The organism is Streptomyces adustus, from assembly GCF_009377175.1.
GTDB lineage: Bacteria > Actinomycetota > Actinomycetes > Streptomycetales > Streptomycetaceae > Streptomyces > Streptomyces adustus.
In genome coordinates this window covers 1-11,867 of the sequence record NZ_VJZD01000281.1, presented here as the reverse complement: position 1 = coordinate 11,867, position 11,867 = coordinate 1, and the positions used below count along the sequence as shown (strand labels likewise).

Sequence of the window (11,867 nt, the reverse complement as noted above, 5' to 3'; positions counted from 1 at the left end):
GGGGCGGGTACCGCGCTGATCGCCGGCTGTGTCGCGCTCAGCGCGTCCGCGACCCGCCCGACGACCTTCGCGATCGGCGAGATCGCCTGGAACATGGTCTACCCGGTGGTGATGTCGTACGTCATCGGGCTCGCCGCCTCGCTCGCCCCGTGCGGCCGCTGGGCGGTGCTCGTCGGATCCGCCGCCTCGCTCGGCACGGCGGCGGGACCGCTGACCGGGAGCCTGCTGTCGGCGCGAACCGGGTTCCCCGTCATGGGCGCGGTGCTCGCCGCCGCGCTGCTGGTCGTCGCCGTGCCCATGACGGCCGTGGCGCTGCGCGCCGCCGGGCGCCCGCTGCTGCCGGACGCGATCCGGCGGCGCGGCGGCGGCGTGCACATCGTCGCGGCGACGCCGGACGCCGCCCCGCCCGTCCCCGCCCGCAGCGCCTTCGAGACGGTCGGCTGAACGCCCCCTCGCGAGGCGGGCGGGAACGGCCGGACAGGGCCTACGGGAACTCGTACGCCTCCACCTCGGCGAGGTAGCGCGAACGCAGCTCCTCGTCGTCCTCCAGGAAGGAGGCGAGGAAGGAGTTGCGGGCCAGCTCGCGCAGCCGGTCCTCGCCCAGGCCGAGGGCGGAGGCCGCCGCGTCGAAGTTGTCGCCGACGTAGCCGCCGAAGTAGGCGGGGTCGTCGGAGTTGACCGTGCACAGCAGACCGGCGTCCAGCATGGCGGGCAGCGGGTGGTCCGCCAGGACGTCCACCGTGCGCAGCCGGACGTTGGACAGCGGGCACAGGGTCAGCGGGATGCGCTCGCGCACCAGCCGCTCGACCAGGTCCGCGTCCTCCATGCAGCGCAGTCCGTGGTCGACGCGCTCGACGCCGAGCACGTCCAGGGCCTCGGTGACGTACTGCGGCGGCCCCTCCTCGCCGGCGTGCGCCACGCGGCGCAGTCCCAGGGCGGCGGCCGCCTCGTACACCTCGCGGAACTTCACCGGCGGGTGGCCGACCTCGGCGGAGTCCAGGCCGACGCCGGTGATCCGGTCGAGGTACGGCTTCGCCGCGTCCAGGGTCTCCATCGCCGACTCGGCCGACTCGTCGCGCAGGAAGCACAGGATCAGCCGGGTGGAGACGCCGTGGTTGTCCTCGCTGCGGCCGAGGGCCCGCCACAGCCCCTCGACGACCGTACCCATCGCCACTCCCCGGGCGAGGTGGGCCTGCGGGTCGAAGAAGATCTCCGCGTGCCGCACGCCCTGCGCGGCGGCGCGGGCGAGGTAGGCGTTCGCGAGGTCCTCGAAGTCCCGCTCGGTGCGCAGCACCGCCATGAGCTCGTAGTACAGGTTCAGGAAGGACTGGAGATCGTCGAACCGGTACGCCTCGCGGAGCTCTTCCGTGTCGGCGTACGGCAGCGTGACCCCGTTGCGCGCGGCGAGCGCGAACGCCAGCTCGGGCTCCAGGGTGCCTTCGATATGCAGGTGCAGTTCAGCTTTGGGGAGGGGCATCAAAGCATCGTACGGCGGTTTTATCTGCGCTTCGGAACCGGCACTCGGAGCAGATCGTGCGCCACGCTCAGTTCCCCCGCGAAGCCGGCGGCCCGTGCCTGCCGCTCGAACTCGTCCGGTTCCGTGTAGCGCTGGCTGAAGTGGGTGAGCACCAGGTGCCGTACGCCCGCGTCCCGGGCCACCCGGGCCGCCTGGCCCGCCGTCAGATGGCCGTGCTCCACGGCGAGGTCCTCGTCCTCGTCGAGGAAGGTGGACTCGATGACGAGCAGGTCGCAGTCCTGGGCCAGCGCGTGCACGCCGTCGCAGAGCCGGGTGTCCATGACGAACGCGAACCGCTGCCCGCGCCGCACCTCGCTGACGTCCTCCAGCAGGACGCCGCCGATCGCGCCGTCCCGCTGGATCCGGCCCACGTCCGGGCCCTTGATGCCGTGGGCGGCCAGCCGTTCGGGCAGCATCCGGCGGCCGTCGGGCTCCACGAGCCGGTAGCCGAAGGACTCCACGGGGTGGGAGAGCCGACGTGCCTCCAGCCGGTACGCGTCCGTCACCGCAAGCGTGCCGTCCCCGGCGACGGGGACCTCCGTGAGGTCGACGGTCTCCCGGTAGGCGGTGGCGTAGCGCATACGTTCGAAGAAGTGCCGGCCGGATTGCGGGTAGTGCGCGGTGATCTCGTGCGGCACCCGGTCGAGGTTGATGCGCTGGATCACCCCGGCCAGACCCAGACTGTGGTCCCCGTGGAAGTGGGTGACACAGATCCGGTTCAGGTCGTGGGCGGCGACCCCGGCCCGCAGCATCTGGCGCTGGGTGCCCTCGCCGGGGTCGAAGAGCAGACCCTCGCCGTCCCAGCGCAGCAGATAGCCGTTGTGGTTGCGGTGCCGGGTGGGCACCTGGCTGGCGGTGCCGAGGACCACCAGTTCGCGTACGGACACGGCTGTCTACCCGGGGGGCCAGTGCATACCGCGCCCGCCCAGGACGTGCGCATGGGCGTGGAAGACGGTCTGGCCAGCGCCGACGCCGGTGTTGAAGACGATCCGGTAGCTCTCCAGCTTGTCCTCGTCCGCGACCGTCTCCGTCTCGCGCAGCACGTCCGCGGTGAGCGCGGGGTCGGCCGCGGCGAGCTCGGCGGCGTTCGCGTAGTGCGCCTTGGGGATCACCAGAACGTGCGTGGGCGCCTGGGGGTTGATGTCCCGGAACGCGACGGTCGTCTCGGTCTCACGGACGATCGTCGCCGGGACGTGGCCCGCCACGATCTTGCAGAACAGGCAGTCGTCCTGCGGCTCCCCTGCCATGCGTGTGCCTCCTCGCGAGGTCGGTCTCGTAGCAGGCATCGTAGCGAGCCGGAGGGTCACCCGACGTCCGGGCCGCCGGAGCGGTCCGGGAGATCCGGGAGGTCCGGCGGGGTCCTGGCGGGTGTCGTCTCCAGCGCCTCCAGCGCGATCCGTACGGCCTCGGCGAGCTGGACGTCCCGCCCGGCCGCGTGGTCCTGCGGGCGCTGCACCGCCTCGACGTCGGGGTCCACCCCGTGGTTCTCCACGCCCCACCCGTAACCCTCCAGCCAGAACGCGTACTTGGGCTGGGTGATCAGGGTCTCGTCGACCAGGCGGTAGCGGCTGTCGATACCGACGACACCGCCCCAGGTGCGGGTGCCGACCACCGGTCCGATGCCCAGCGCCTTGATCGCCGCGTTGACGATGTCGCCGTCGGAGCCGGAGAACTCGTTGGCGACGGCGACGACGGGTCCGCGGGGCGCGTCACGCGGATAGCTGAACGGCCGCATGCCCCTGGGCAGGTTCCAGCCGACGATCCGCCGCGCCAGTTTCTCCACGACCAGCTGGGAGGTGTGGCCGCCCCGGTTCTCCCGGATGTCCACGACCAGGCCCTCGCGGCCCACCTCCACCCGCAGGTCGCGGTGGATCTGCGCCCAGCCGGGCGCCTGCATGTCGGGGACGTGCAGATAGCCGAGCCGGCCGCCGGACAGCTCGTGCACGTACGCCCGTCGGTCGGCGACCCAGGCGTGGTAGCGCAGCGGCTCCTCGTCGGCGGTCGGTACGACGACCGCGTGCCGCAGGTCGCCGCCGTCGGCCGGGGAGACCGTCAGCTCCACCGGCTTGCCTGCCGTGCCCACCAGGAGCGGGCCGGGGCCGGTCACCGGGTCCACCGGGTGTCCGGCCACCGCGACGAGCGCGTCCCCCGCGCGCACCGCGACGCCCGGGGCGGCCAGCGGGGAGCGGGCGTCGGGGTCGGAGGTCTCCGAGGGCAGCACCCGGTCGACGCGCCAGCTGCCGTCCGGGTGCCGGGAGAGGTCGGCGCCGAGCAGGCCCTGGCGGGCGCCGCCGCCGCGGCCCCCGGGCGCGACGACGTACGCGTGCGAAGTGCCGAGTTCGCCCTGCACCTCCCACAGCAGGTCGACCAGGTCGTCATGGGTGGCCACCCGGTCCAGCACCGGACGGTAGCGGTCCAGGACACCCGTCCAGTCGGTCCCGCCCAGGTCGGCCCGCCAGAAGTTGTCCCGCATGATGCGGCCGGTCTCCTCGTACATCTGCCGCCACTCGGCCGCCGGGTCGACGCTCTGCCGTACCCGGGTGAGGTCGACGGTGGTGTGGGAGTCGCCGTCGTCGTCGCCCGAGGCGCGCCGGTCGCTGGGGACGACCTTCAGCCGGCCGTCGGTCCACAGCAGCAGCCGCTTGCCGTCGCCGGTGACCTCGAAGCCGTCGGCGTCGGCGGCCAGGTGCTCGATGCGCTGCCGGTCCAGGTCGTAGCGCTCCAGCTCGGTCTTGGGGTCGGGGTCGTCGGGGGTGGCGCGGGAGGCGCCGAGGACCCCGCGCACCGGGTGGCGCAGCCACAGCACCCCGTCCTTGACGGCCCGCAGGGTGGAGTAGCGGGCGGCCTCGACCGGGAAGGGCACGATGCGGTCGGCGAGTCCTTCGAGGTCGATCCGGGTCGCCGGGGCGCCCTCGCCGTCGGGCGTCTCGTCCTTGTCGGGGGCCTCGAAGGGGCGCCCGTGGCGCTGCGGCCCGAACGGTGACGGGGTGGTCGCGGCCAGCGTGATCAGGTGCGGGCGGGTGCTCTCGACGAACGAGAGGTCGAAGACGTGCTCGTCGTAGACCGGATCGAAGGAGCGGGTCGACAGGAAGGCCAGGTGCCTGCCGTCGAGGGTGAACGCGGGCGCGTAGTCCTGGAAGCGCAGCGGGGTCGCCTCGGTGACCGACAGGTCGGTGGTGTTGGCGAGTCTGAGCTGGGCCAGCGGGCTCGGGCCGGGGTGCGACCAGGCGAGCCAGGCGGAGTCCGGCGAGAAGGCGAGGCCGTCCACGTCGCCGTGCTCGCTGCGGTCGACCTCGCGCACCTCGCCGGACTCCCGCTCGACGAGCAGCAGCCGTCCGTCGTGCGCGGCGACGGCGGCCCGGCTGCCGTCGGGCGCCATCGCCAGGTCCAGCACCCGGCCGAGCCGTCCGGCGGCGATCCGGCGCGGGGTGGCACCGGGGGCGAGGCCGGTCGAGGGCGCGAACTCCAGGGCGTCGTCGCCCTCGGCGTCGGTGACCCACACCACCCACTCCTCGCCCTCCGCGCGGAAGGTGCGCGGCAGCCGGGCGCGCACCCCGGGCCGGGCGGCCAGCGCGCGGGCCGGTCCCGCCCGGTGGGTGACCCAGTGCACGGCGCCGCGCACGGCGACCGCGCTGCCGCGCCCGGTGTGGTCGGGGGAGGCGGAGCCGAACCAGCGGCCGGCGTTCACCGGGTACGGCCGCCGGTCGGTGCGCTGCCCGCCGAGGCGGACGTCGAGGCGGCGCGGCTCGGCCCCGTCGAGGTCGTCGAGCAGCCAGAGTTCACCGGCCGAGGCGTACACGACCCGGCGGCCGTCGCTCGCCGCGTGCCGGGCGTAGAAGCCGCCGAGGGGAGTGTGCCGGCGCAGGTCGGAGCCGTCGGCGAGGGAGGAGTACAGCGCGCCGGTGCCCTCGTGGTCGGAGAGGAACGCCAGCCGCTCCCCCACCCACACCGGGAACTCCAGGTTGCCGTCCAGCTCCTCGTGCAGCCGCTCGAATTCGCCGTCGCCGCCGCGGTCGATCCACAACTTGCCCGCCGTGCCGCCGCGGTAGCGCTTCCACCAGGCGGCCTCGCGGCCCATCGGCGCGGACAGCAGCACGGTGTGCGGCCCGTACGCCACGTCCCCGACGGGCCCGTACGGCAGCACGGCGGCCGGTCCGCCGTCCAGCGGGACGGCGCGCGCCCAGCTGCGGCGCAGGCTGGCCTGCCCCTGGGTGGTGAGGGCGAGGACGTGGCCGTCCGGGGTCCAGCCGCGCACCCTGGTCGTCGCGCTGCCCCAGTACGTCAGCCGTTCGGTGGGGCCGCCGTCGACCGGGGCGATGTGCACCTCGGGGGCGCCGTCACGGGTGGAGGTCCAGGCGACGGTGGTGCCGTCGGGCGAGATGCGCGGCATGGTCACGGGCATGTTGTCGGCGCTGACCCGCCAGGCCCGCCCGCCGTCCAGGGGCGCGACCCATACGTCGTCCTCGGCCGTGAAGGCCACCAACTCGCCGTGCAGGTGCGGGAATCGAAGGTACGCCGACGTGGGGGCGGAGGCAGCAGGCTGGGTCACGCGGTCACCCTATGCAGCGAGGGGCGCGCGGGAACAGAGGGACGTTCACTTGCCCTCGACGGGCCGGCACCGCGGATCGTCCACACACCAGACGGTCCTGGTGACGGTCACCGTGGCGGTCGGGCCGCCCCGCTGTCCGCCGGAACCACCGCCGGAACTCCCGCCGACGGGCGAGGGGGTGGCGTTGCAGTCGCCGAGGCCGCTCACGTGGAACCGCACCTTGCCGCCCACCTTGGCGGTCAGGTCGCCGCGCACACAGGCGCCGTCCACGGCCCGGGTGACCTTCCCGGTGACGGTGATGTCCCGGCCGTCGTCCGTCCTGCCCTGGCAGTCGACGGTGGCGACCGTACTCGCGCTCGCCGTGGCCGCCCTGTCGCCGAACGAGGCCGTGCAGGTGAGCCAGCGCACGTCCACCCGCTGCCGCTGGAGTTCCTTCGTCGCGGTCTGGTCGGTGGTGTACGCCACCGAGGCGGAACTCAGCCCGCCCGGATCGCACGCCACGGCACCCGCGCCGACGACCACCGCACACCACGCCACGGCCACCGCCCGCGTCCCGCGCGGGCGGTCCCAAATCCACCTCAATGCCCCCATGGACGGCAGCGTGCCACTCCCGGGCGTGGGGCGGTAGACCTCATACGGTCACGATGGGGCCCGCGGGGGCCGCGAAGGGGGCGTACCGGGGTCACCGCGCAGGGCGCGAGGGGAGCGCGCGGGAACCGGGTCAGTCGCGCATCAACAGCCACTCCTGGAGCTCCACCACGTTGCCCTCGGGGTCCTTGAGGTGGGCGACCCGCATCCGCTCGGTCATCTCGGCCGGGCCGTGCAGCAGGGTCGCGCCGCGGGCGGTGATCCGCGCGCAGTAGGCGTCCAGATCGTCGACGCGCAGCACCACCAGCGAGCGGTGACCCGTCGCCGGGTCGCCGAGTTCGCCGAGGACCTCGGCCATCATCGCGCGGTCCTGGAGGGCGATGCCCGCCGATCCGGCGGCGGGGCTGAATTTCTCGTACGGTCCCCGCGTCGCCCCCGACTGCGGTCTGAGGCCGAGGACGTCGGCGTAGAACCGGTAGCAGGCGGCGAAGTCGGTGACGAGCAGCCGTACCTGGGCGAGTTCCACGGTGTCCTCCCTGTGGTCAGGACCAGCGTCCGGTGCGGCCGAGGAGCAGGGCCGCGGCCGCGGTGCCGGCGGTCGAGGTGCGCAGCACGCTGGGGCCGAGCCGGTAGGGGCGCGCCCCCGCCTGCTCGAACAGGGCCAACTCCTCGGGGGAGACCCCGCCTTCCGGGCCGACGACGAGCACGATCTCGCCCTCGGTGGGCAGTTCGGCGGCGGCCAGCGGCGCGTCGCCGCTCTCGTGGAGCACGGCGGCGAAGTCGGCGGCCGCCAGCAGCGCGCCGAGCTGCCGGGTCGTCGCCACGTCCGCGACCTGGGGGAACCACACCCGCCGGGACTGCTTGCCGGCCTCGCGGGCGGTGGCACGCCACTTGCCGAGCGCCTTCAGTCCGCGCTCGCCCTTCCACTGGGTGATGCAGCGGGAGGCCGCCCACGGCACGATCGCGTCGACGCCGACCTCGGTCATGGTCTCGACGGCGACCTCGCCCCGGTCGCCCTTCGGCAGTGCCTGTACGACTGTGATACGGGGCGTGGGCGCCGGCTCCTCGTGCACCTCGCGCACGTCGACGACCAGCCGGTCCTTGCCCTCGGCGGCGGCCACCTCGCCCTCGGCCCAGCGTCCGGCGCCGTCGGTGAGGACGACCGTCTCGCCCGCCCGCAGCCGCTTCACGGACACCGCGTGGCGTCCCTCGGGGCCGTCGAGGACGTACTGTCCGGCGCCGTCGGCGCGGACGTCCTCGACGACGAAGACCGGAGCGGTCATCGGACCTCACCACCCAGCGACAAGGCGGCCCGGGCCGCGTCCAGTTCGGCGCACAGCACCTCGACGAGCCGCCCGGCGGGCAGCTCGCGGGCCATCCGGTGGCCCTGGCCCGCCCACAGCCCCATGCCCTGCGCGTCGGCGGCCTGGGCGGCGGCCTTGCGCAGCGGCGCGGTGAGGTGGTGGACCTCGGGATAGGCGGCGGGCGCGTACGGCCCGTGCTCGCGCAGGAAGCGGTTGACCAGGCCGCGGGCCGGCCGGCCGGAGAACGCGCGGGTCAGCTCCGTGCGGACGAACAGCGGATCGGTGAGCGCCTGCTTGTGCACGGTGTGCGCGCCGGACTCGGCGGTGGCCAGGAAGGCCGTGCCGAGCTGGGCCGCGACCGCGCCGGCCGCCAGCACGGCGGCGATCTGGCTGCCGCGCATGATGCCGCCGGCGGCCACCATCGGCAGGTTCACGCTCTCGCGGACCTGCGCGAGCAGGGCGAGCAGTCCGATGCCGCAGCCGTCGTTCTCCTGGACGTCGCGGTGGGTGCCCTGGTGTCCGCCCGCCTCCACGCCCTGCACGATCACCATGTCGGCGCCCGCCCGCTCCACGGCGAGGGCCTCCTCGACGGTGGTCGCGGTGACCATCGTGCGGGTGCCGGCCCGGCGCAGGGCGTCCAGCGTGTCCCGGCCCGGCACCCCGAAGTGGAACGACACCGCGGGCACCGGGTTCTCCAGCAGCACCGCGAGCTTGGCCTCGTAGCCGTCGTCGCGCCCGCTGTCCGGGTCGCCGAGCTCCACGCCGTACCAGGCGGCCTCACCGGCCAGCTGATGCGCGTACACCTCGACGGCGCCGGTCTCCGCATACTCCGGCTGCGGCATGAACACGTTCACGCCGAAGGGGCGGGCCGTCAGGCTCCGCAGCTGCTTGATCTCCTGGTACATGCCGTCGGCCGTCTTGTACCCGGCGGCCAGGAAGCCGAGACCGCCCGCCTCGCAGACGGCGGCGGCGAGCTTCGGCACGGAGACACCGCCCGCCATGGGGGCCTGCACGATCGGATGCACGCAGAGATCGGTCAGTGCGGAGGACATGTCGGCATGTTGTCACGTCCCCAGGACAAGTCCGAATCGGGCCGTCCGGGGCCGCGGCCGGGAGCGCGGGTGCGGTACGGGCCGCGACCGGGAGTGGCCGTGCGGTACGGACGAAGGGCCCGGGGGCGACAGCCCCCGGGCCCTTCATGTCTTCGGCCGGTTCTTCGGCCGGCTCTCCGGTCGCTCGGGTCAGCGCCCGTTGAACGCGTCCTTCAGCCGTGAGAACAGCCCCTGCTGTCCCGGCTGGAACTGCCCCTGCGGACGCTCCTCGCCGCGCAGCTTGGCCAGCTCGCGCAGCAGGCGCTCCTGCTCGGGGTCGAGCTTGTTCGGGGTCTGGACCTCGACATGCACGATGAGGTCGCCCCGGCCGCCGCCGCGCAGGTGGGTGACGCCACGGCCGTGCAGCGGGATCGACTGGCCGGACTGGGTGCCGGGCCGGATGTCGACCTCCTCCATGCCGTCCAGCGTCTCCAGCGGCACCTTCGTGCCGAGGGCCGCCGCCGTCATCGGGATCGTGACCGTGCAGTGCAGGTCGTCGCCGCGCCGCTGGAAGGTGGAGTGCGGCAGCTCGTGGATCTCGACGTAGAGGTCACCGGCGGGACCGCCACCGGGGCCGACCTCGCCCTCGCCGGCCAGCTGGATCCGCGTGCCGTTGTCGACACCGGCCGGGATCTTCACCGTCAGGGTCCGGCGGGAGCGCACCCGGCCGTCGCCCGCGCACTCGTGGCACGGGTTGGGCACGACGGTTCCGAAGCCCTGGCACTGGGGGCAGGGCCGGGACGTCATGACCTGACCGAGGAAGGACCGCGTGACCTGCGAGACCTCACCGCGGCCGCGGCACATGTCACAGGTCTGGGGGGTCGTGCCCGGCGCCGCGCCCTCACCGTTGCAGGTGGTGCAGACGATCGCCGTGTCGACCTGGATGTCCTTCGTGGTGCCGAAGGCCGCCTCGTCCAGCTCGATCTCCAGCCGGATCATGGCGTCCTGGCCCCGGCGGGTGCGCGAGCGCGGTCCGCGCTGCGACGCCGTGCCGAAGAACGCGTCCATGATGTCGGAGAAGTTGCCGAAGCCGCCCGCCCCGAAGCCGCCCGCCGCACCGGCACCGCCGGACTGGGAGAGCGGGTCGCCGCCGAGGTCGTAGACCTGCTTCTTCTGCGGGTCCGACAACACCTCGTAGGCGGCGTTGATCTCCTTGAACCGCTCCTGGGTCTTCGGATCGGGGTTCACATCCGGATGCAGCTCGCGCGCGAGCCGCCGGAAGGCCTTCTTGATCTCTTCCTGCGACGCGTCGCGGCGCACGCCGAGAACGGCGTAGTAGTCCGTGGCCACTCAGGACTCCGCCAGGATCTGTCCGACGTACCGTGCCACTGCGCGTACCGCTCCCATCGTTCCCGGGTAATCCATGCGAGTCGGTCCGACCACGCCGAGCTTGGCGACCGCCTCGTTGCCCGAACCGTAGCCGACCGAGACCACCGAAGTGGAGTTGAGTCCCTCATAGGCGTTCTCATGACCGATCCGCACCGTCATGCCCGAATCACCAGCCTCACCAAGCAACTTGAGAAGCACGACGTGCTCCTCCAGCGCCTCCAGCACCGGGCGGATCGTGAGAGGGAAGTCATGTCCGAAGCGGGTCAGATTGGCGGTGCCGCCGATCATCAGCCGCTCCTCGTTCTCCTCGACGAGCGTCTCCAGCAGGGTGGAGAGCACCGTCGAGACCGTGCCGCGGTCGTCCGCCTCGAACGCGTCCGGCAGATCCTCCACGAGCCGCGGCACGTCCGCGAACCGGCGGCCCGCGACCCGGCTGTTCAGCCGGGCCCGCAGATCCGCCAGGGCGGTCTCGCCGAACGGCGCCGCGCAGTCGACCACGCGCTGCTCGACCCGGCCGGTGTCCGTGATCAGCACCAGCATCACCCGCGCGGGCGCCAGCGCCAGCAGCTCCACGTGCCGCACGGTCGACCGGGTCAGCGACGGGTACTGCACGACGGCGACCTGCCGGGTCAGCTGCGCGAGCAGCCGTACGGTACGGGCCACCACGTCGTCGAGGTCCACAGCCCCGTCGAGGAAGCTCTGGATCGCGCGCCGCTCGGGTGCCGTCATCGGTTTGACGCCCGCGAGCTTGTCGACGAACAGCCGGTAGCCCTTGTCGGTGGGGATCCGCCCCGCGCTGGTGTGCGGCTGGGCGATGAATCCCTCGTCCTCCAGGGCGGCCATGTCGTTGCGGACCGTCGCCGGGGACACGCCGAGGTTGTGCCGCTCGGTGAGCGCCTTGGAGCCCACCGGCTCCTCGGTGCCGACATAGTCCTGGACGATGGCGCGCAGCACCTGAAGCCTGCGTTCGCTCAGCATCTCGCGCTCACCTCCAGACTGTCGTCCCCTGATGTCCGCCGCCTGGCACTCTGCGCGCGCGAGTGCCAACGGTCCCCGAGTCAGTGTACGGCCGTGGGGTACACCCCGGGCAAGGCTGGGCCTGCGACGTCGTGCCGGGCCGGCTTCCAGGGCCTAGCGTCGCGGTATGACGGTGACTTGGGAAGAGCTGGGGTGGGAGCGGCTGGCCGAGGGGGTCGGGCGGTGCCGGCTGCCGGTGTGGGACTGCACGGTGGGCCTGATCACAGGGACAGGATCCGCGCTGCTGGTCGACGCCGGGTCGAGCCTCGCCGAGGGGGCCCTGCTGCGCGGGCAGGCGGAGGCGATCGCCGGCCGCCGGGTGCGCCTTGTCGCCCTCACCCACCCCCACTTCGACCACGTCTTCGGGGCGGCGGCGTTCGCGGGCGCGACCGTGCTGGTGGCGGCGGGGGAAGGCGCCTCGCCCGGCGCGCCCGCCCCGGGGACCGGGGGCGGGAACGCGCACGGGAACGCGC

Annotated in this window: 11 protein-coding genes and 1 pseudogene; 2 read left to right on the top strand and 10 right to left on the bottom strand. The window is 73.6% G+C overall.

Annotated elements, in window-relative coordinates:
* Positions 1–444: pseudogene (locus FNH09_RS47330) on the top strand (MFS transporter); the annotation flags it as partial.
* Between the two features lie 40 nt (positions 445–484).
* Here the strand turns inward: FNH09_RS47330 and FNH09_RS39745 are convergent.
* From FNH09_RS39745 to hrcA, 10 genes are all read right to left on the bottom strand, one after another.
* Complete coding sequence (locus FNH09_RS39745; protein WP_152894738.1) at positions 485–1,477, bottom strand: adenosine deaminase; 993 nt, start codon at positions 1,475–1,477, stop codon at positions 485–487.
* 20 nt (positions 1,478–1,497) lie between these two features.
* On the bottom strand, positions 1,498–2,403 hold the full coding sequence (locus FNH09_RS39740) for a ribonuclease Z (RefSeq protein WP_162469795.1): 906 nt from the start codon (positions 2,401–2,403) through the stop codon (positions 1,498–1,500).
* A gap of 6 nt (positions 2,404–2,409) precedes the next feature.
* Positions 2,410–2,763: a histidine triad nucleotide-binding protein gene (locus tag FNH09_RS39735; protein ID WP_152894737.1), complete on the bottom strand. Its 354-nt coding sequence runs from the start codon at positions 2,761–2,763 to the stop codon at positions 2,410–2,412.
* 56 nt (positions 2,764–2,819) lie between these two features.
* The gene (locus FNH09_RS39730) at positions 2,820–6,065 is read right to left on the bottom strand and encodes a S41 family peptidase (protein WP_162469794.1); all 3,246 of its coding nucleotides are present in this window, start codon (positions 6,063–6,065) and stop codon (positions 2,820–2,822) included.
* A 45-nt stretch (positions 6,066–6,110) separates the two neighbouring features.
* The gene (locus tag FNH09_RS39725) at positions 6,111–6,656 is read right to left on the bottom strand and encodes a hypothetical protein (protein ID WP_152894736.1); all 546 of its coding nucleotides are present in this window, start codon (positions 6,654–6,656) and stop codon (positions 6,111–6,113) included.
* Between the two features lie 130 nt (positions 6,657–6,786).
* Positions 6,787–7,179: a VOC family protein gene (locus FNH09_RS39720; RefSeq protein WP_162469792.1), complete on the bottom strand. Its 393-nt coding sequence runs from the start codon at positions 7,177–7,179 to the stop codon at positions 6,787–6,789.
* Positions 7,180–7,195: 16 nt separating this feature from the next.
* Positions 7,196–7,936: a 16S rRNA (uracil(1498)-N(3))-methyltransferase gene (locus FNH09_RS39715; protein WP_152894735.1), complete on the bottom strand. Its 741-nt coding sequence runs from the start codon at positions 7,934–7,936 to the stop codon at positions 7,196–7,198.
* Positions 7,933–9,009, bottom strand: coding sequence for a nitronate monooxygenase (locus FNH09_RS39710; RefSeq protein WP_152894734.1), 1,077 nt, complete (start codon positions 9,007–9,009; stop codon positions 7,933–7,935). The genes FNH09_RS39715 and FNH09_RS39710 overlap by 4 nt, the downstream gene beginning before the upstream one ends.
* Positions 9,010–9,198: 189 nt before the next feature.
* The gene (dnaJ, locus tag FNH09_RS39705; RefSeq protein ID WP_162469791.1) at positions 9,199–10,338 is read right to left on the bottom strand and encodes a molecular chaperone DnaJ; all 1,140 of its coding nucleotides are present in this window, start codon (positions 10,336–10,338) and stop codon (positions 9,199–9,201) included.
* Positions 10,339–11,355 (bottom strand): heat-inducible transcriptional repressor HrcA, encoded by a 1,017-nt coding sequence (gene hrcA / locus FNH09_RS39700; RefSeq protein WP_152894733.1) that lies wholly within the window; start codon positions 11,353–11,355, stop codon positions 10,339–10,341.
* A gap of 166 nt (positions 11,356–11,521) precedes the next feature.
* Between hrcA and FNH09_RS39695 the strand changes: the two genes are divergently transcribed.
* Positions 11,522–11,867: MBL fold metallo-hydrolase (locus FNH09_RS39695; protein WP_152894732.1), on the top strand; the 346-nt coding region annotated here is incomplete at its 3' end.